We start from the raw sequence: 19671 nt of genomic DNA, 5'->3' as shown, positions 1-19671 counted from the left end.
TTGACGCTCGACTGATGCAACTCAACATCACCGCGAAGAAACCTCGACATTTCGCTCATGGATGACTTTGAACGAACGCGCTCAACCCAGGCGCATCTCGAGTTTCTGCGCACGCTTTCAGCAAATGAAGAGAGTTAATCCGAATATGCCCACCCGCTCGAAGATCATCTATACCTTCACCGACGAAGCCCCGGCCCTCGCCACCTATTCATTGCTGCCTATCGTAGAGGCCTTCACCGCTTCCGCTGATATTGCCGTGGAAACCCGCGATATTTCCCTCGCCGGGCGCATCCTCGCAAGCTTCCCCGAGCAACTGGGCGCCAAGGCTGTAGCGGACCACCTCGCCGAACTGGGCGACCTGGCCGTAACCCCTGAAGCCAACATCATCAAGCTGCCTAACATCAGCGCCTCGACCCCGCAGCTGCAAGCCGCGATCAAGGAACTGCAGGCCCAGGGCTATGCCCTGCCGGACTACCCGGAAACCGTAACCACCGACGCGGAAAAAGAAACCCGTGCGCGTTACGACAAGGTCAAGGGCAGCGCCGTGAACCCGGTACTGCGCGAAGGCAACTCCGACCGCCGCGCACCGCTGTCGGTCAAGAACTACGCGCGCAAGCACCCGCATAAAATGGGCGCCTGGGCAGCTGACTCCAAGTCCCACATCGCGCACATGAGCAATGGCGACTTCTACGGCAGCGAAAAATCCGTACAGATCGACGCCGCTGACGCAGTGAAGATCGAACTGGTCGCTCAGGACGGCACTGCCAGCGTCCTCAAAGAAAAGACCTCGGTACAGGCCGGCGAAATCATCGACACCGCCGTGCTGAGCAAAAACGCACTGCGCAGCTTCATCGCCGCCGAAATCGAAGACGCCAAGAAACAGGGCGTGCTGCTGTCGGTTCACCTCAAAGCCACCATGATGAAGGTCTCCGACCCGATCATGTTCGGCCAGATCGTTGCCGAGTTCTATAAGGACGCCCTGGCCAAGCACGCCGCCGTGCTTGAGCAGATCGGCTTCAACCTGAACAACGGCATCGGCGACCTGTACGCACGCATCAAGGCCCTGCCGGCCGAGCAGCAAGCGCAGATCGAAGCGGATATCCAGGCGGTCTACGCCGCTCGCCCATCCCTGGCGATGGTCAACTCCGACAAGGGCATCACCAACCTGCACGTGCCGAGCGACGTGATCGTCGACGCCTCGATGCCGGCAATGATCCGTGACTCCGGCAAGATGTGGGGCACCGACGGCCAGTTGCACGACACCAAGGCCGTGATCCCGGATCGCTGCTACGCGACCATCTACCAGGCGGTCATCGAAGACTGCAAGGCTCATGGCGCCTTCGACCCGACTACCATGGGCAGCGTGCCGAACGTGGGCCTGATGGCCAAGAAAGCCGAAGAGTACGGCTCCCACGACAAGACGTTCCAGATCAAGGCTGACGGCGTTGTGCGCGTCACCGACAGCAAGGGCAACCTGCTGATGGAACAGACCGTCGAAGCCGGCGACATCTTCCGCATGTGCCAGACCAAGGACGCGCCGATTCAGGACTGGGTCAAGCTCGCCGTCAACCGTGCCCGCGCCAGCGACACCCCGGCCATCTTCTGGCTCGATCCGCAGCGCGCGCACGATGGTGTCGTGGTCGAAAAAGTTCAGGCCTACCTGAAAGACCACAACACCGAAGGCCTGGACATCCGCATCATGTCGCCGGTCGACGCGATGAAGTTCACCCTGGAGCGCACCCGCAAGGGCCTGGACACCATCTCGGTGACCGGCAACGTCCTGCGCGACTACCTGACCGACCTGTTCCCGATCATGGAACTGGGCACCAGCGCCAAGATGCTGTCGATCGTGCCGCTGATGAACGGCGGCGGCCTGTTCGAAACCGGCGCCGGCGGTTCGGCGCCCAAGCACGTGCAGCAACTGCTGGAAGAAAACTTCCTGCGCTGGGACTCCCTGGGCGAATTCCTGGCCCTGGCCGCGTCCCTTGAGCATCTGGGTGTGACGTACAACAACCCGAAAGCGCTGGTACTGTCCAAAACCCTGGACCAGGCCACCGGACAGTTCCTCGACAACAACAAGTCGCCTTCGCGCAAAGTCGGCAACATCGACAACCGCGGCAGCCACTTCTACCTGGCGCTGTACTGGGCCCAGGCCCTGGCCGCCCAGACTGAAGATACCGCGCTGCAGGCGCAGTTCGGCGAACTGGCGAAAACCCTGGCCGCGAACGAAGCAACCATCGTTGCCGAGCTCAACGCCGTACAGGGCAAGCCTGTGGACATCGGTGGCTACTACGCGCCGAACCCTGAGCTGACCAGCAAGGCCATGCGCCCGAGCAATACGCTCAATGCGGCGATTGCCAAGTTGAAGTAAGGCTGTAACGCAGTACCACGAACCCCGGCCGAGTGCCGGGGTTTGTGTTTCCACCGCTCAGTCACTGAAGAAACCCGATCAAACTGTGGCAGGGGGCTTGCTCCCACCCACACTGGCATAGAGAGACTTGCCCATGACCTGGCTCCCCCACATCACCGTCGCCACCCTCGTCGAAGACAACGGCCGCTTCCTGATGGTCGAAGAACTCAAGGGCGGCCGCGCCGTGCTCAATCAGCCCGCCGGGCATCTGGAGCCCAATGAGACCCTCACCGAAGCCGCCGTGCGCGAAACCCTCGAAGAAACCGGTTGGGACGTCGAAGCCACCGGCATCGTCGGCATTTATCTCTACACCGCACCGAGCAATGGCGTGACCTACCAGCGTGTATGCTTTATCGCCAAAGCGCTTAAGCACCACACCGACTATCAACTCGACGAAGGCATCCTGCGCGCCCGCTGGCTGTCCCGCGACGAATTGATCGCCCTGCGCGCCGACTGGCGCAGCGAGCTGATCATCCGCTGTATCGATGATTATCTGGCCGGCCAGAAGCACAGTCTGGAATTGATCCGCCCTTCTCTTTAGCCTTAGCGGCTGCGGCCTGCTAGAATCGCGTCCTTTTTCAAGACACCCGTTGAAACCCTATGCGTGATCCAGCCCCTTCTGACACACAAAAGAAGCGCGTCATCGTCGGCATGTCCGGCGGCGTGGATTCTTCCGTTTCCGCCGTTCTGCTCATGGAGCAGGGTTATGAGGTGGAAGGCCTGTTCATGAAGAACTGGGAAGAAGACGATGGAACGGAATACTGCACCGCCATGGACGACCTGGCGGATGCCCAGGCCGTGTGCGACAAGATCGGCATCAAGCTGCACACCGCCAACTTCGCCGCCGAGTACTGGGACAATGTGTTCGAGCACTTCCTGGCCGAATACAAGGCCGGCCGCACGCCGAACCCGGACATCCTGTGCAACCGCGAAATCAAGTTCAAGGCGTTCCTCGACTACGCCCTGATGCTCGGCGCCGACCTGATCGCCACCGGGCATTATGTGCGCCGCCGCGATATCGATGGCCGCACCGAATTGCTCAAGGGCCTGGACCCGAACAAGGACCAGAGCTACTTCCTGCACGCCGTCGGCGGCGAACAGATCGCCAAGACCCTGTTCCCGGTGGGCGAACTGGAAAAACCCGAAGTGCGCAGGATCGCCGAGCAACACGGCCTGGCCACCGCCAAGAAGAAAGACTCCACCGGCATCTGCTTTATCGGTGAGCGCCGTTTCAGCGATTTTCTCAAGCAGTACCTGCCGGCGCAGCCGGGCGAGATCAAAACCCCTTCAGGCGAAGTGATTGGCCGCCACCACGGCCTGATGTACCACACCATCGGCCAGCGCCAGGGCCTGGGCATCGGCGGCTTGAAGGACGCCGGCGAAGAGCCGTGGTACGTGCTGGTCAAGGACCTGGAACACAACGTGCTGATCGTCGGCCAGGGCAACGAGCACCCGCTGCTGTTCTCCGGCGCGCTGCTCGCTTCCGAGATCTACTGGGTCAACCCTGTAGACCTCAGCACGCCGCGTCGCCTGACCGCCAAGGTGCGCTATCGCCAGGGCGATCAGCCCTGCACCCTGGAAAAAACCGCCAACGGCTACCGCGCCACCTTCGACGACCCGCAACGCGCGGTCACGCCAGGCCAGTCCGTGGTGTTCTACGACGGCGAAATCTGCCTGGGCGGCGGCGTGATTGAAGTCGCGCAAGCCTGGAGCCACCCGGCATGAGCCCGACCCAGGAGCAATTGACGGCGCTCGGCGGCGTGTTCCTCGCGGCGGTGCTGGTGGACAAGATCGCCAGAACCGGCCAGGTCACCGAAGCCGGCCTGACCTGCATGCTCGGCAGCCTGCTGATCCGCGACCCCAAGGACACTCTGGAAGTCTACGGTGGCGACGATCTGGCGCTGCGTGAAGGCTACCGCGCACTGATCGGCGCCCTGGAGCGCGACCCCAGCACCCTGCAGCGCGAGCCGTTGCGCTACGCCCTGTCGATGCTCGGTCTGGAGCGTCAACTGGCCAAGCGCGACGACCTGCTCGACACCATCGGCAAACGCCTGCCGCAGATCCAGTCCCAGGTCGAACACTTCGGCCCGGCCCACGAAAACGTGGTCGCCGCCTGCGGCGCGCTGTACCAGGACACCCTGAGCACCCTGCGCCAGCGCATCCAGGTGCACGGCGACATGCGCAACCTGCAGCAACCGAACAACGCCTCGAAGATCCGCGCCCTGCTGCTGGCCGGTATTCGTTCGGCGCGGTTGTGGCGTCAGTTGGGCGGCCATCGCTGGCAGCTGGTGATCAGCCGACGCAAATTGCTCAAAGAGCTTTACCCGTTGATGCGCAACGAATAAGTCGCCGCAACAGACTGTTTTCACGCCGCTACGCGTAATACGCCGGTCAGTTGGCAACGGACCGGCGGATCTTTTCATGTATGATACGCGCCCCATTTCGTTGCCCGACTGTCCGAGAGCACCCCATGCAGCTTTCTTCGCTCACTGCGGTTTCCCCTGTTGACGGCCGCTACGCCGGCAAAACCCAGGCCCTGCGCCCTATTTTCAGCGAGTACGGCCTGATCCGTGCGCGCGTGCTGGTTGAAGTGCGCTGGCTCCAGCGCCTGGCCGCTCACCCTGGCATCAGCGAAGTGCCGGCGTTCTCCGCCGAAGCCAACGCAGTGCTCAACACCCTGGCGGACAACTTCGCCCTGGAGCACGCCGAGCGTGTGAAAGAGATCGAGCGCACCACCAACCACGACGTCAAAGCCATTGAGTACCTGCTCAAGGAGCAGGCGGCCAAGCTGCCGGAACTGGCCCAGGTCAGCGAGTTCATCCACTTTGCCTGCACCAGCGAGGACATCAACAACCTGTCCCACGCCCTGATGCTGCGCGAAGGCCGTGATGACGTGATGCTGCCGCTGATGCGCCAGACTGCCGAGGCCATCCGTGAGCTGGCCATCCGTTTCGCCGCCGTGCCGATGCTGTCGCGCACCCACGGCCAACCGGCCTCGCCGACCACTTTGGGCAAAGAACTGGCCAACGTGGTGTATCGCCTGGAACGCCAGATCGCTCAGGTGGCGGCCGTGCCGTTGCTGGGCAAGATCAACGGCGCCGTGGGCAACTACAACGCGCACCTCTCGGCCTACCCCGAGATCGACTGGGAAGAAAACGCCCGCGCCTTCATCGAAGACGAGCTGGGCCTGGGCTTCAACCCCTACACCACGCAGATCGAACCCCACGACTACATCGCCGAGCTGTTCGACGCCATTGCGCGCTTCAACACCATCCTGATCGACTTCGACCGTGATATCTGGGGCTACATCTCCCTGGGCTACTTCAAGCAGCGCACCATTGCCGGCGAAATCGGTTCCTCGACCATGCCGCACAAGGTCAACCCGATCGATTTCGAAAACTCCGAAGGCAACCTCGGCATCGCCAACGCACTGTTCCAGCACCTGGCCAGCAAGTTGCCGATCTCCCGCTGGCAGCGCGACCTGACCGACTCCACCGTACTGCGCAACCTCGGCGTGGGCTTTGCCCATAGCGTGATCGCGTACGAAGCCAGCCTCAAAGGCATCAGCAAGCTTGAGCTCAACGAGCAGAAAATCGCCGCTGACCTGGACGCTTGCTGGGAAGTGCTGGCCGAGCCGATCCAGACCGTGATGCGCCGCTACAGCATCGAAAACCCCTACGAAAAGCTGAAAGAATTGACGCGCGGCAAGGGCATCAGCCCTGAAGCGCTGCAAACTTTCATCGACGGCCTGGACATGCCAGCCGCGGCCAAAGCCGAGCTGAAACTGCTGACGCCGGCCAACTACATCGGCAACGCTGTCGCGCAAGCCAAGCGCATCTGACCATCGCAAGACCCTTGAGACGCCCGGCCGCGCCGGGCGTTTTCATTTCAGTCTTAAAAGTGCTTTTTTTCAATAGGTTACACATGAATCCTGATATCCCTCTTCAACTCTTGGGCGGCATCACGGCACGGGAGTTCCTGCGCGACTACTGGCAGAAGAAACCCTTGCTGATCCGTCAGGCCATCCCCGATTTCGAAAGCCCGATCGACGCCGACGAACTGGCAGGCCTGGCGCTGGAAGAAGAAGTCGAATCGCGCCTGGTGATCGAGCATGGCGAACGTCCATGGGAACTGCGTCGCGGGCCGTTCGCCGAAGACGCTTTCAGCACCCTGCCCGAGCGCGAGTGGACCCTGCTGGTGCAGGCGGTTGACCAGTTCGTGCCGGAAGTGGCCGAGCTACTGCAACAGTTCCGCTTCCTGCCGAGCTGGCGCATTGACGACGTGATGATCAGCTTCGCCGCACCGGGCGGCAGCGTGGGCCCGCACTTCGACAATTACGACGTGTTCCTGCTGCAGGCCCAGGGCAAGCGCAACTGGAAGATCGGCCAGATGTGCAACTCGGAGAGCCCGCTGCTGCAGCATGCCGACCTGCGCATCCTCGCCGACTTCGAAGAAAGCGCCGAATGGGTGCTGGAGCCGGGCGACATGCTCTACCTGCCGCCGCGCCTGGCCCATTTTGGCATCGCCGAAGACGACTGCATGACCTACTCGGTGGGTTTCCGCGCGCCAAGCGCCGCCGAAGTGCTGACCCACTTCACCGACTTCCTCAGCCAGTACCTGACCGACGAAGAACGCTACACCGACGCCGATGCACAGCCGGTCAGCGACCCACACCAGATCCAGAGCGACGCCCTCGACCGCCTCAAGAGCCTGCTGGCCGAGCACATGAGCGACGAGCGCATGCTGCTCACCTGGTTCGGCCAGTTCATGACCGAGCCGCGCTACCCGGAACTGGTGGCCGGCGAAGAGTTGGGCGAAGACGACTTCATTGCCAGCCTGCAGGACGGCGCGATCCTGGTGCGCAACCCAAGCGCGCGCCTGGCCTGGTCGGAAGTCGACGACGACGTGCTGCTGTTCGCCAGCGGCCAGAGCCGCTACCTGCCAGGCAAGCTGCGCGAGCTGCTGAAGCTGGTGTGCTCGGCCGATGCGCTGCACAGCGACAACCTCGGCCCATGGCTGGCCGACGAAGACAGCCGTGACCTGCTGTGCGAGCTGGTCAAGCAGGGCAGCCTGGGGTTCGCCGATGAATAGGATTCACGTAAGTGTCGCGGACTGGCGAAAGGATATCGACGAGATTCGGCGCATTCGTGAAGCGGTGTTTATCGCGGAACAATCGGTTCCACCCGAGCTGGAGTGGGACGCGGACGACGCGGGTGCCATGCATTTTCTGGCGTTTGAAGGCGACTTTCCCATTGGCACCGCGCGCCTGCTGCCCAGCGGCGAGATCGGCCGCGTGTCGGTACTTAAAGACTGGCGTGGACTGAGAGTGGGCGACAAGCTGATGGAAGCGGTGATCGGCGTGGCCGAGCAACGCGGGCAGACCCGGCAGTTCCTCAGTGCGCAGGTGTACGCGGCGCCGTTTTACGAGCGGCTGGGCTTCAAGATTGTCAGCGATGAGTTTCTTGAGGTCGGGATTCCGCATGTGGATATGGTGCGCGGGGACTGATCCAGGACCGCGTCGCAGCTATCGGGGGCAAGCCCCCTCCCACATTTTGACCGAGTACATCTTCAAGTGTGGGAGGGGCTTGCCCCCGATGGCTGTTTCAGCAACACCATAAAATGCCCTGCCTTGCCAGGGCATTTTGCTGCCTGATATTCAACTTGCGCCCTGCCAGGCCGACAAACTGGCACTATCAAGCCAAATGAATTGCAGAGATCACGGACATGTCCCTACGCACCCTGCTCACCGCCCTCCTCCTGACCACCAGCGTGTCAGCCATGGCCGACACGGCCGTGGTCGACCTGAGCAACCGCACCAGCGCCGACCTGCTGCCCGTGGCGCAAAACTTCATTGGCAAGGACGGCACCGTCAGCGCCTATGGCAATCAGCTGATCGTCAATGCGCAACCGGATAAAATCGAGGGTTTGCGCGCCCTGCTCGCGCAGCTGGACACACCCGCCAAGCGCCTGCTGATCACCGTCGACACCCATGAAAACAACCAGCAAACCAATGGTCAGGTGATCAGCTACAGCACCGAGAGCCGTGAAGGCGGCATCCAGCAGATCCAGGCCAGCGAAGGCGTGCCCGCACTGATCCAGGTGGGCCAGAGCGTGCCGCTGACCAGCACTCAGCAGGACAGTTACGGCCGCCTGCAGAATCAGACCCAGTACCGCAATGTCACCCAGGGTTTCTACGTCACGGCCAGCGTCACCGGCGAGACCGTTCACCTGGCGATCAGTACCAACCGTGACCGTATGAGCCAGGAACGTCCCGATGTAGTGAATGTGCAAAGTACCGACACAACCGTCAGCGGTCGCCTGGGCGAGTGGATTTCCCTGGCCGGCATCAACCGCGCGACTCAAGCCGACAAATCCTCTACAACCCGCAGCTACTCTACTCAGGGCCGCGATGACCTGACTGTACGGGTCAAAGTCGACAGCCTGAACTGAGGCACCAAAAACTGACTGACAAGTCGCACAAAGGCAAATATGTAGTGCTTTTAAAAAAGCACTACAAAACATTTGACGCCCCAAAAAAGGCTGTGCATGATGGCCTCGCTCCCGCTAATCCAGGGCCCTGGCAAGGGGCCCTTGAACCCTAACAAGACGCGACGACGAGGTTTATCTCCATGGCACTGACACGCGAACAGCAAATTGCAGCCCTCGAAAAAGACTGGGCTGAAAACCCACGCTGGAAAGGCGTGACCCGCGCTTATTCGGCTGCTGACGTCGTCCGCCTGCGCGGCTCGGTTCAACCTGAGCACACCTTTGCCAAACTCGGCGCCGAGAAGCTGTGGAACCTGGTCACCCAGGGCGCCAAGCCGTCCTTCCGCCCCGACAAGGATTTCGTCAACTGCATGGGCGCCCTCACCGGCGGCCAGGCCGTGCAGCAGGTAAAAGCCGGTATCCAGGCGATCTACCTGTCCGGCTGGCAAGTGGCGGCGGACAACAACTCCGCCGAATCCATGTACCCCGACCAGTCGCTGTACCCGGTGGACTCGGTGCCGACCGTGGTCAAGCGCATCAACAACTCGTTCCGCCGTGCCGACCAGATCCAGTGGAAAGCCGGCAAAGGCCCGGGCGACGAAGGCTACATTGACTACTTCGCCCCCATCGTGGCCGATGCCGAAGCCGGTTTCGGCGGCGTACTCAACGCCTACGAACTGATGAAAAGCATGATCGAGGCAGGCGCTGCCGGCGTGCACTTCGAAGACCAGTTGGCCTCGGTGAAAAAATGCGGCCACATGGGCGGCAAGGTGTTGGTTCCGACCCAGGAGGCGGTACAGAAGCTGACCGCTGCGCGCCTGGCCGCCGACGTGGCCGGCACCCCGACCATTATCCTTGCCCGTACCGACGCCAACGCGGCTGACCTCTTGACGTCCGATTGCGATCCGTACGACCAGCCGTTCGTGACCGGCGAACGCACTCAGGAAGGTTTCTACAAGGTGCGCGCCGGCCTCGACCAGGCCATCGCCCGTGGCCTGGCCTACGCACCGTATGCCGACCTGATCTGGTGCGAAACCGCCAAGCCGGATCTGGACGAAGCGCGTCGTTTTGCCGAAGCGATCAAGAAGGAATACCCGGACCAGCTGCTGTCCTACAACTGCTCGCCGTCCTTCAACTGGAAGAAGAACCTGGACGACGCGACCATCGCCAAGTTCCAGCGCGAACTGTCGGCCATGGGCTACAAGCACCAGTTCATCACCCTGGCCGGCATTCACAACATGTGGCACAGCATGTTCAACCTGGCGCACGACTACGCCCGCAACGACATGACCGCCTACGTGAAGCTGCAGGAGCAGGAGTTCGCTGACGCCGCCAAGGGCTACACCTTCGTGGCGCACCAGCAGGAAGTGGGCACCGGCTACTTCGACGACATGACCACCGTGATCCAGGGCGGCACCTCGTCGGTGACTGCGCTGAAGGGTTCGACTGAAGAGGAGCAGTTCCACTAAGTAACGCGTACACGGCCACTGCGACCCCAGGGAAGACCTAACTGCAGTGCCACGCAACAATCACGCCCCGACTGGTTCGGGGCGTTTTTTTGCCTGCACAAAACCTACCGATGCACTACAGACCAAATGTGGGAGGGGGCTTGCTCCCGATAGCGGTGGATCAGCAACAGATGAGTTGGCTGATACTCAGCTATCCGGAGCAAGCCCCCTCCCACAAGGAATTTTGCGCAAAACATTGATCCAGAGCGGTATTCGCACACACCGAATCGGTTAAAAGAATCGCTGCGACAACTAAGCGACACTCAAGCAAGTAACGGCAACTTCCCCCGCCACATGAGAAACAATCGCTTAAACCCCACACAAACAATATTCATTATCATTTGGCCGCTGAAAACTTCGTTATAGCTTAAACAAGACGTAATTGATTCAAAGCCCGCTAATGCCCGCAGAGCAAGGGCTACAGCCCCACAAAGGTGCACTATGTGCTTCATCCACCGAATAATTTCGCCGCAGGAATTTTACTTGCCCGGTGTTTAGCCATAAAATCACCGGGATTGATTGCAGTGCGACATATCGTCACTGCATCGTTACTTTTTCGAGCTCAGAGACCTTTGCTCTCTGTTAAGGATTTCCAGCATGACCGAAGCGACAGGACTCATCGCCCACAACTGGGGCTTTGCCATTTTCCTCCTCGGTGTTGTGGGGCTTTGCGCCTTCATGCTCGGCGTCTCCAGCCTCCTCGGGTCAAAAGCCTGGGGGCGCAGCAAGAATGAACCGTTCGAATCCGGCATGCTGCCTACAGGTGGCGCCCGCTTGCGGCTCTCAGCCAAATTCTATCTGGTCGCGATGCTCTTCGTGATCTTCGATATCGAAGCCCTTTTTCTCTTTGCCTGGTCTGTGTCCGTCCGCGAAAGCGGCTGGACCGGATTCGTCGAAGCCCTCGTTTTCATAGCAATTCTGTTGGCAGGCCTTGTCTACCTATTTCGAGTGGGCGCCCTTGACTGGGCTCCGGAAGCTCGTCGCAAGCGGCAAGCGAAGCTGAAACAATGAGGCTTTGGCGATGCAATACAATCTCACCAGGATCGACCCGGATGCTCCTAACGATCAGTACCCCATCGGCGAACGGGAAACCGTCTCCGATCCGTTAGAAGACCAAGTCCACAAAAACATCTACATGGGCAAGCTCGAAGACGTGCTGAGTGGCGCGGTCAACTGGGGGCGTAAAAACTCCCTGTGGCCGTACAACTTCGGCCTTTCGTGCTGCTACGTGGAAATGACCACCGCCTTCACGGCGCCCCACGACATCGCGCGCTTTGGCGCCGAAGTTATCCGGGCATCGCCGCGCCAGGCGGACTTCATGGTTATCGCCGGTACCTGCTTTATCAAGATGGCGCCGATCATTCAGCGCCTCTACGAGCAAATGCTCGAGCCAAAGTGGGTTATCTCCATGGGTTCGTGCGCCAACTCCGGTGGCATGTACGACATCTACTCCGTGGTTCAGGGGGTGGACAAGTTCCTGCCCGTGGACGTCTACGTGCCTGGCTGCCCGCCCCGCCCTGAAGCTTTTCTGCAAGGCTTGATGCTGCTGCAGGAATCGATTGGCAAGGAGCGTCGCCCGCTTTCCTGGGTCGTCGGCGATCAAGGCGTGTACCGCGCCGAGATGCCGTCACAAAAGGAACAGCGCCGCGAACAGCGAATCGCAGTCACCAACCTGCGCAGCCCCGACGAAGTCTGATCCAGCCCGCTTCTTCTATAGAACGAACACCTGGCCTCATTCTTTACGTTGACCGAAAGCGATAAAAAACCATGACTACAGGCAGTGCTCTGTACATCCCGCCTTATAAGGCAGACGACCAGGACGTGGTTGTCGAACTCAATAACCGTTTTGGCCCTGACGCCTTCACCGCCCAGGCCACACGCACCGGTATGCCGGTGCTGTGGGTAGCGCGGGCCAAGCTCGTCGAAGTCCTGAGCTTCCTGCGCAACCTGCCCAAGCCGTACGTCATGCTCTATGACCTGCATGGCGTGGACGAGCGTCTGCGCACCAAGCGCCAGGGGCTGCCCAGCGGCGCCGATTTCACCGTGTTCTACCACCTGATGTCGCTGGAACGTAACAGCGATGTGATGATCAAGGTTGCCCTCAGCGAAGGCGACCTGAGCGTGCCGACCGTCACCGGTATCTGGCCCAACGCAAGCTGGTACGAGCGCGAAGTCTGGGACATGTTCGGTATCGACTTCCCGGGCCACCCGCACCTCACGCGCATCATGATGCCGCCGACGTGGGAAGGTCACCCGTTGCGCAAGGACTACCCTGCGCGCGCCACCGAATTCGACCCCTTCAGCCTGACCCTGGCCAAGCAACAGCTCGAAGAAGAAGCCGCACGCTTCCGCCCGGAAGACTGGGGCATGAAACGCTCCGGCACCAACGAGGACTACATGTTCCTCAACCTGGGCCCGAACCACCCTTCAGCTCACGGTGCCTTCCGCATCATCCTGCAACTGGACGGCGAAGAAATCGTCGACTGCGTGCCCGATATCGGCTACCACCACCGTGGTGCCGAAAAAATGGCCGAGCGTCAGTCCTGGCACAGCTTCATTCCGTACACCGACCGTATCGACTACCTCGGCGGCGTAATGAACAACCTGCCGTACGTGCTCTCGGTCGAGAAGCTTGCCGGTATCAAGGTGCCGGACCGCGTCGACACCATCCGCATCATGATGGCCGAGTTCTTCCGCATCACCAGCCACCTGCTGTTCCTGGGTACCTACATCCAGGACGTGGGCGCCATGACTCCGGTGTTCTTTACCTTCACCGACCGTCAACGCGCCTACAAGGTCATCGAAGCCGTCACCGGTTTCCGCCTGCACCCGGCCTGGTACCGCATCGGCGGCGTGGCGCATGACCTGCCGAACGGCTGGGAACGTCTGGTCAAGGAATTCATCGACTGGATGCCCAAGCGTCTGGACGAGTACCAAAAGGCCGCGCTGGACAACAGCATCCTCAAGGGCCGCACCATCGGCGTTGCGCAATACAACACCAAAGAGGCCCTGGAATGGGGCGTCACCGGTGCCGGCCTGCGTTCGACCGGTTGCGACTTCGACCTGCGTAAAGCGCGCCCGTACTCCGGCTACGAGAACTTCGAATTCGAGATTCCGACGGCCGCCAATGGCGATGCCTACGACCGCTGCATCGTGCGCGTCGAAGAAATGCGCCAGAGCCTGAAGATCATCGAGCAATGCATGCGCAACATGCCGGCCGGCCCGTACAAGGCGGATCACCCGCTGACGACGCCGCCGCCCAAAGAGCGCACGCTGCAGCACATCGAAACCCTGATCACGCACTTCCTGCAGGTTTCGTGGGGCCCGGTCATGCCGGCCAACGAATCCTTCCAGATGATCGAAGCGACCAAGGGTATCAACAGTTATTACCTGACGAGCGATGGCGGCACCATGAGCTACCGCACCCGGATTCGTACCCCAAGCTTCCCGCACCTGCAGCAGATCCCTTCGGTGATCAAAGGTGAAATGGTCGCGGACTTGATTGCGTACCTGGGTAGTATCGATTTCGTTATGGCCGACGTGGACCGCTAAGCATGAACAGCACGCTTATCCAGACAGACCGTTTCACCTTGAGTGAAACCGAGCGCTCGGCCATCGAGCACGAGCTGCATCACTACGAAGACCCGCGCGCGGCGTCGATCGAAGCCCTGAAGATCGTGCAGAAGGAACGTGGCTGGGTGCCGGACGGCGCCCTCTACGCCATCGGCGAGATCCTCGGCATCCCGGCCAGCGACGTTGAAGGTGTGGCCACGTTCTACAGCCAGATCTTCCGCCAGCCGGTGGGTCGCCACATCATTCGCGTGTGCGACAGCATGGTCTGCTACATCGGTGGCCACGAATCGGTGGTCAGCGAGATCCAGAACAAGCTCGGCATTGGCCTCGGCCAAACCACCGCAGACGGCCGCTTCACGCTGCTGCCGGTGTGCTGCCTGGGCAACTGCGACAAGGCGCCGGCGTTGATGATCGACGACGACACATTCGGTGACGTACAGCCTGCTGGCGTGACCCAATTGCTCGAGGGCTACCCATGACCCTGACCTCTTTCGGCCCGGCCAACCTGATCAAGCGTTCGGCCGAGACCCACCCGCTGACCTGGCGCCTGCGTGACGACGGCGAGCCGGTCTGGCTCGACGAGTACCAGACCAAGAACGGCTACGCCGCTGCACGCAAGGCCTTCGCCGACATGGCCCAGGACGATATCGTCCAGACCGTGAAAGACGCCGGCCTCAAGGGCCGCGGCGGCGCGGGCTTCCCCACCGGCGTGAAGTGGGGCCTGATGCCCAAGGACGAATCCATCAACATCCGTTACCTTTTGTGTAACGCGGATGAAATGGAGCCGAACACCTGGAAAGACCGCATGCTGATGGAGCAACTGCCCCATCTGCTGATCGAAGGCATGCTGATCAGCGCACGCGCGCTCAAGACCTACCGTGGCTACATCTTCCTGCGTGGCGAATACACCACCGCCGCCAAGCACCTCAACCGCGCCGTGGCAGAAGCCAAGGCAGCCGGCCTGCTGGGCAAGAACATCCTCGGTTCCGGTTTTGACTTCGAACTGTTCGTGCACACCGGCGCCGGGCGTTATATCTGCGGTGAAGAAACCGCACTGATCAACTCCCTCGAAGGCCGCCGCGCCAACCCGCGCTCCAAGCCGCCCTTCCCTGCCGCCGTGGGCGTGTGGGGCAAGCCGACCTGCGTGAACAACGTCGAAACCCTGTGCAACGTGCCGGCGATCATTGCCGACGGCGTGGACTGGTACAAATCGTTGGCCCGCGAAGGCAGTGAAGACATGGGCACCAAGCTCATGGGTTTCTCCGGCAAGGTCAAGAACCCTGGCCTGTGGGAGCTGCCGTTCGGCGTGACTGCACGCGAGCTGTTCGAGGACTACGCCGGCGGCATGCGCGACGGCTACACCTTGAAAGCCTGGCAGCCAGGCGGCGCCGGTACCGGCTTCCTGCTCCCTGAACACCTCGACGCACAAATGTATGCCGGCGGTATCGGCAAGGTCGGCACCCGCATGGGTACCGGCCTGGCGATGGCGGTGGACAACACCGTGAACATGGTTTCGTTGCTGCGCAACATGGAGCAGTTCTTCGCGCGTGAATCGTGCGGTTTCTGCACCCCATGCCGCGACGGTTTGCCGTGGAGCGTGAAGCTGCTGATGGCCCTGGAAAACGGCGAAGGCCGCGAGGGGGATATCGAAACCCTGCTCGGCCTGGTCGGCTTCCTCGGCCCAGGCAAGACCTTCTGTGCTCACGCACCGGGCGCCGTGGAGCCATTGGGCAGCGCAATCAAATACTTCCGCCCTGAATTCGAGGCGGGCATCGCGCCCACCCGCGCGGGCGAGCTGACTCAGGTGGTATCGCCGACCATGGTCGGCGCGTAACGCTTTAAAAGGCGAAGGGCCCGTGCCCTTCGCTTTCTCATGTGCTGACGCCTTGATGGCTGTATCGATGCACATGAATAACAAGATTCCATTAGCCACGCCCACTGACAACGGGCCAACGAAGAACTTTGAACCATGGCCACTATCCACGTAGACGGCAAAGCGCTCGAAGTCGATGGGGCGGACAACCTGTTACAGGCATGTCTGTCACTCGGCCTCGACATCCCGTATTTCTGCTGGCACCCCGCGCTCGGTAGCGTCGGTGCCTGTCGCCAGTGTGCGGTCAAGCAGTACACCGACGAGAACGACACCCGTGGTCGTATCGTCATGTCGTGCATGACCCCAGCCACCGACAACACCTGGATCTCCATCGAAGATGAAGAATCCAAGGCGTTCCGCGCCAGTGTCGTCGAATGGCTGATGACCAACCACCCCCACGACTGCCCGGTCTGTGAGGAAGGCGGTCACTGCCACCTGCAAGACATGACGGTGATGACCGGCCACAACGAGCGCCGTTATCGCTTCACCAAGCGCACTCACCAGAACCAGCAACTGGGCCCGTTCATCTCCCACGAAATGAATCGCTGCATCGCCTGCTATCGCTGTGTGCGTTTCTACAAAGACTACGCCGGCGGCACCGACCTGGGCGTCTTCGGCGCCCACGACAACGTGTACTTCGGTCGCGTTGAAGACGGCGTTCTGGAAAGCGAGTTCTCCGGCAACCTCACCGAGGTCTGCCCGACCGGTGTGTTCACCGACAAGACCCACTCCGAGCGCTACAACCGTAAGTGGGACATGCAGTTCGCGCCGAGCATCTGCCATGGCTGCTCCAGCGGTTGCAATATCTCTCCGGGCGAGCGCTACGGCGAACTGCGTCGCATCGAAAACCGCTTCAACGGTTCGGTCAACCAGTACTTCCTCTGCGACCGTGGCCGTTTTGGCTACGGCTATGTCAACCGCAAGGATCGCCCGCGCCAGCCATTGCTGGCCGATGGCACCCAACTGAGCCTGGACAGCGCGCTGGATAAAGCCGCCGACCTGCTGCGCGGCCGCAACATTGTCGGTATCGGTTCGCCACGCGCCAGCCTCGAAAGCAACTTCGCGTTGCGCGAACTGGTCGGCGCCGAGCACTTCTACTGCGGTATCGAAGCCGCCGAGCTGGAACGCGTCCGTCTGGTCCTGCAAGTGCTCAACGACAGCCCGCTGCCCGTGCCGAACATGCGCGACATCGAAGACCACGATGCGATCTTCGTGCTCGGTGAAGACCTGACCCAGACCGCAGCGCGCGTGGCCCTGTCCCTGCGCCAGTCGGTCAAGGGCAAGGCCGAAGACATGGCCGACGCCATGCGCGTGCAGCCGTGGCTCGACGCCGCCGTGAAAAACATCGGCCAGCACGCGCTGAACCCGCTGTTTATCGCCTCCCTGGCTGAAACCAAGCTCGACGACATCGCCGAAGAATGCGTGCACGCCGCACCGGACGACCTGGCCCGCATCGGTTTCGCCGTGGCCCACGCCCTCGACGCCAGCGCACCGGCCGTCGAAGGCCTGGACACTGAAGCCCTCGAGCTGGCCCAGCGCATCGCCGACGCCCTGCTGGCGGCCAAGCGTCCGTTGATCATTGCCGGCACCTCGTTGGGTTCCAAGGCACTGATCGAGGCCGCTGCCAACATCGCCAAGGCCTTGAAGCTGCGCGACAAGAACGGCTCCATCAGCCTGGTCGTGCCGGAAGCCAACAGCCTTGGCCTGGCCATGCTCGGTGGCGAGTCGCTGGACACCGGCCTGCAAGCGGTGATCGACGGCAACGCCGACGCCATCGTGGTGCTGGAAAACGACCTGTACACCCGCACCGACGCGGCCAAAGTTGACGCCGCGCTCAACGCCGCCAAGGTGCTGATCGTCGCCGACCACCAGCAGACCGCCACCAGCGAACGCGCCCATCTGGTACTGCCGGCCGCCACCTTCGCCGAGGGCGACGGTACGCTGGTCAGCCAGGAAGGCCGCGCCCAGCGCTTCTTCCAGGTGTTCGATCCGAAATACATGGACGCCAGCATCCTGGTTCACGAAGGCTGGCGCTGGCTGCATGCCCTGCGCGCGACCCTGCTGAACCAGCCGATCGACTGGACCCAGCTCGATCACGTGACCGCCGCCACTGCCGCCAGCGCGCCGCAGCTGGCGCGGATTGTCGATGCCGCACCGTCCGCCGCGTTCCGCATCAAGGGCATGAAACTGGCCCGTGAACCGCTGCGTTACTCCGGTCGTACCGCCATGCGCGCCGACATCAGCGTGCACGAACCGCGCACCCCGCAAGACCACGACACCGCGTTCGCCTTCTCCATGGAAGGCTACTCGGGTTCGGCCGAACCGCGTCAACAGGTGCCGTTCGCCTGGTCGCCGGGCTGGAACTCGCCGCAGGCCTGGAACAAGTTCCAGGACGAAGTCGGTGGTCATATCCGCGCGGGCGACCCGGGCACTCGCCTGATCGAAAGCACGGGTGATTCGCTGAACTGGTTCGCCGCCGTACCGCGTCCGTTCAACCCGGCGCCGGGCACCTGGCAGGTGGTGCCGTTGTTCCACCTGTTCGGCAGCGAAGAGACCTCTTCCAAGGCCGCGCCGGTACAAGAGCGCATTCCAGACGCCTACGTGTCGTTGGCCAAGTCCGAAGCCGATCGCCTGGGCGTCAATGACGGTGCCCTGCTCAGCCTGAACGTGGCCGGCCAGACCCTGCGTCTGCCGCTGCGCATCAATGATGAGTTGGGGGCTGGCCTGGTTGCATTGCCTAAAGGTCTTGCGGGCATCCCTCCGGCCATTTTCGGCAAAACCGTTGACGGTCTGCAGGAGGCAGCGCAATGACCTGGTTCACCCCTGAAGTGATCGACGTGATCATCTCGGTCCTCAAGGCCATCGTGATCCTGTTGGCCGTGGTCGTCGCGGGCGCCCTGCTCAGCTTCGTCGAACGCCGTCTGCTGGGCTGGTGGCAGGACCGTTACGGTCCGAACCGCGTTGGCCCGTTCGGCATGTTCCAGATCGCCGCCGACATGCTGAAAATGTTCTTCAAGGAAGACTGGACGCCGCCGTTCGCCGACAAGGTGATCTTCACCCTGGCGCCGGTGGTGGCCATGAGCGCCTTGCTGATCGCCTTTGCGGTCATCCCGATCACCCCGACCTGGGGCGTGGCGGACCTGAACATCGGCCTGCTGTTCTTCTTCGCCATGGCCGGTCTGTCGGTGTATGCGGTACTGTTCGCCGGTTGGTCGAGCAACAACAAGTTTGCCCTGCTGGGCAGCTTGCGCGCCTCGGCCCAGACCGTGTCCTACGAAGTGTTCATGGGCCTGGCGCTGATGGGCATCGTGGTGCAGGTCGGCTCGTTCAACATGCGCGACATCGTCGAGTATCAGGCACAGAACCTGTGGTTCATCATTCCGCAGTTCTTCGGCTTCTGTACCTTCTTCATTGCTGGCGTGGCCGTGACTCACCGTCACCCCTTCGACCAGCCGGAAGCGGAACAGGAACTGGCCGACGGTTACCACATTGAATATGCCGGCATGAAGTGGGGCATGTTCTTCGTCGGTGAATACATCGGCATCATCCTGATCTCGGCCCTGCTGGTGACGCTGTTCTTCGGCGGCTGGCACGGTCCGTTCGGCATCCTGCCGCAGTTGGCGTTCTTCTGGTTCTTCCTGAAGACCGCGTTCTTCATCATGTTGTTTATCCTGCTGCGCGCTTCCATTCCGCGTCCACGATACGACCAGGTGATGGATTTCAGCTGGCGCTTCTGCCTGCCACTGACCCTGATCAATTTGCTGGTGACGGCTGCCGTTGTGTTGTTGAACACGCCAGCGGCCGCGGTTCAGTGAGGATTT

The 19671-nt window shown here is 61.6% G+C and carries 16 protein-coding genes; all 16 read left to right on the top strand.

Annotated elements, in window-relative coordinates; all coding sequences use genetic code 11:
• Positions 1 to 145: 145 nt before the first annotated feature.
• The 16 genes from ACXX81_RS07690 (at position 146) to nuoH (ending at position 19665) form a co-directional block, all read left to right on the top strand.
• Positions 146 to 2371, top strand: coding sequence for an NADP-dependent isocitrate dehydrogenase (locus tag ACXX81_RS07690; RefSeq protein ID WP_231423826.1), 2226 nt, complete (start codon positions 146 to 148; stop codon positions 2369 to 2371).
• 133 nt (positions 2372 to 2504) lie between these two features.
• Positions 2505 to 2951 (top strand): NUDIX hydrolase, encoded by a 447-nt coding sequence (locus ACXX81_RS07685; RefSeq protein WP_209982831.1) that lies wholly within the window; start codon positions 2505 to 2507, stop codon positions 2949 to 2951.
• A gap of 59 nt (positions 2952 to 3010) precedes the next feature.
• Positions 3011 to 4135 (top strand): tRNA 2-thiouridine(34) synthase MnmA, encoded by a 1125-nt coding sequence (gene mnmA / locus ACXX81_RS07680; RefSeq protein WP_209982833.1) that lies wholly within the window; start codon positions 3011 to 3013, stop codon positions 4133 to 4135.
• On the top strand, positions 4132 to 4755 hold the full coding sequence (hflD, locus tag ACXX81_RS07675; protein WP_209982835.1) for a high frequency lysogenization protein HflD: 624 nt from the start codon (positions 4132 to 4134) through the stop codon (positions 4753 to 4755). The genes mnmA and hflD overlap by 4 nt, the downstream gene beginning before the upstream one ends.
• A 125-nt stretch (positions 4756 to 4880) precedes the next feature.
• On the top strand, positions 4881 to 6251 hold the full coding sequence (gene purB, locus ACXX81_RS07670; RefSeq protein ID WP_458571440.1) for an adenylosuccinate lyase: 1371 nt from the start codon (positions 4881 to 4883) through the stop codon (positions 6249 to 6251).
• 83 nt (positions 6252 to 6334) lie between these two features.
• Positions 6335 to 7501 (top strand): ribosomal protein uL16 3-hydroxylase, encoded by a 1167-nt coding sequence (locus tag ACXX81_RS07665; protein WP_209982839.1) that lies wholly within the window; start codon positions 6335 to 6337, stop codon positions 7499 to 7501.
• Entirely contained in the window at positions 7494 to 7916 is a 423-nt protein-coding gene (locus ACXX81_RS07660; RefSeq protein WP_209982841.1) for a GNAT family N-acetyltransferase, read from the top strand. Before ACXX81_RS07665 ends, ACXX81_RS07660 begins: the two co-directional genes overlap by 8 nt.
• 218 nt (positions 7917 to 8134) lie before the next feature.
• Entirely contained in the window at positions 8135 to 8860 is a 726-nt protein-coding gene (locus ACXX81_RS07655) for a secretin N-terminal domain-containing protein (RefSeq protein ID WP_209982842.1), read from the top strand.
• Between the two features lie 179 nt (positions 8861 to 9039).
• Positions 9040 to 10365: an isocitrate lyase gene (aceA, locus tag ACXX81_RS07650; RefSeq protein WP_209982845.1), complete on the top strand. Its 1326-nt coding sequence runs from the start codon at positions 9040 to 9042 to the stop codon at positions 10363 to 10365.
• A 636-nt stretch (positions 10366 to 11001) separates the two neighbouring features.
• Positions 11002 to 11415 carry an NADH-quinone oxidoreductase subunit A gene (locus tag ACXX81_RS07645; RefSeq protein WP_015372409.1) on the top strand — a complete coding sequence of 138 codons (414 nt, stop codon included), beginning with the start codon at positions 11002 to 11004 and terminating at the stop codon, positions 11413 to 11415.
• Positions 11416 to 11425: 10 nt separating this feature from the next.
• Positions 11426 to 12100 (top strand): NuoB/complex I 20 kDa subunit family protein, encoded by a 675-nt coding sequence (locus tag ACXX81_RS07640; protein WP_012724951.1) that lies wholly within the window; start codon positions 11426 to 11428, stop codon positions 12098 to 12100.
• 71 nt (positions 12101 to 12171) lie between these two features.
• Entirely contained in the window at positions 12172 to 13956 is a 1785-nt protein-coding gene (gene nuoC / locus ACXX81_RS07635) for an NADH-quinone oxidoreductase subunit C/D (protein WP_209982847.1), read from the top strand.
• A gap of 2 nt (positions 13957 to 13958) precedes the next feature.
• Positions 13959 to 14456, top strand: a complete 498-nt coding sequence (nuoE, locus tag ACXX81_RS07630; protein WP_056861694.1) for an NADH-quinone oxidoreductase subunit NuoE — start codon at positions 13959 to 13961, stop codon at positions 14454 to 14456.
• Positions 14453 to 15811 carry an NADH-quinone oxidoreductase subunit NuoF gene (gene nuoF, locus ACXX81_RS07625; protein WP_003232078.1) on the top strand — a complete coding sequence of 453 codons (1359 nt, stop codon included), beginning with the start codon at positions 14453 to 14455 and terminating at the stop codon, positions 15809 to 15811. The genes nuoE and nuoF overlap by 4 nt, the downstream gene beginning before the upstream one ends.
• A gap of 135 nt (positions 15812 to 15946) precedes the next feature.
• Positions 15947 to 18661 carry an NADH-quinone oxidoreductase subunit NuoG gene (nuoG, locus tag ACXX81_RS07620; RefSeq protein ID WP_209982851.1) on the top strand — a complete coding sequence of 905 codons (2715 nt, stop codon included), beginning with the start codon at positions 15947 to 15949 and terminating at the stop codon, positions 18659 to 18661.
• Positions 18658 to 19665 carry an NADH-quinone oxidoreductase subunit NuoH gene (gene nuoH, locus ACXX81_RS07615; protein ID WP_003232075.1) on the top strand — a complete coding sequence of 336 codons (1008 nt, stop codon included), beginning with the start codon at positions 18658 to 18660 and terminating at the stop codon, positions 19663 to 19665. The genes nuoG and nuoH overlap by 4 nt, the downstream gene beginning before the upstream one ends.
• Positions 19666 to 19671: the final 6 nt, after the last annotated feature.

The sequence above is a fragment of the Pseudomonas sp. GNP013 genome (assembly GCF_054343995.1).
The sequence above is the reverse complement of the archived record's forward strand: the minus strand, read 5'-3'. Positions and strand labels throughout refer to the sequence as shown.

Excerpts from the sequence above, each read along its gene's own strand:
- ACXX81_RS07690 (WP_231423826.1), top strand. The coding sequence starts at position 146 with ATGCCCACCCGCTCGAAGATCATCTATACCTTCACCGACGAAGCCCCG.
- ACXX81_RS07685 (WP_209982831.1), top strand. The coding sequence starts at position 2,505 with ATGACCTGGCTCCCCCACATCACCGTCGCCACCCTCGTCGAAGACAAC.
- mnmA (WP_209982833.1), top strand. The coding sequence starts at position 3,011 with ATGCGTGATCCAGCCCCTTCTGACACACAAAAGAAGCGCGTCATCGTC.
- hflD (WP_209982835.1), top strand. The coding sequence starts at position 4,132 with ATGAGCCCGACCCAGGAGCAATTGACGGCGCTCGGCGGCGTGTTCCTC.
- purB (WP_458571440.1), top strand. The coding sequence starts at position 4,881 with ATGCAGCTTTCTTCGCTCACTGCGGTTTCCCCTGTTGACGGCCGCTAC.
- ACXX81_RS07665 (WP_209982839.1), top strand. The coding sequence starts at position 6,335 with ATGAATCCTGATATCCCTCTTCAACTCTTGGGCGGCATCACGGCACGG.
- ACXX81_RS07660 (WP_209982841.1), top strand. The coding sequence starts at position 7,494 with ATGAATAGGATTCACGTAAGTGTCGCGGACTGGCGAAAGGATATCGAC.
- ACXX81_RS07655 (WP_209982842.1), top strand. The coding sequence starts at position 8,135 with ATGTCCCTACGCACCCTGCTCACCGCCCTCCTCCTGACCACCAGCGTG.
- aceA (WP_209982845.1), top strand. The coding sequence starts at position 9,040 with ATGGCACTGACACGCGAACAGCAAATTGCAGCCCTCGAAAAAGACTGG.
- ACXX81_RS07645 (WP_015372409.1), top strand. The coding sequence starts at position 11,002 with ATGACCGAAGCGACAGGACTCATCGCCCACAACTGGGGCTTTGCCATT.
- ACXX81_RS07640 (WP_012724951.1), top strand. The coding sequence starts at position 11,426 with ATGCAATACAATCTCACCAGGATCGACCCGGATGCTCCTAACGATCAG.
- nuoC (WP_209982847.1), top strand. The coding sequence starts at position 12,172 with ATGACTACAGGCAGTGCTCTGTACATCCCGCCTTATAAGGCAGACGAC.
- nuoE (WP_056861694.1), top strand. The coding sequence starts at position 13,959 with ATGAACAGCACGCTTATCCAGACAGACCGTTTCACCTTGAGTGAAACC.
- nuoF (WP_003232078.1), top strand. The coding sequence starts at position 14,453 with ATGACCCTGACCTCTTTCGGCCCGGCCAACCTGATCAAGCGTTCGGCC.
- nuoG (WP_209982851.1), top strand. The coding sequence starts at position 15,947 with ATGGCCACTATCCACGTAGACGGCAAAGCGCTCGAAGTCGATGGGGCG.
- nuoH (WP_003232075.1), top strand. The coding sequence starts at position 18,658 with ATGACCTGGTTCACCCCTGAAGTGATCGACGTGATCATCTCGGTCCTC.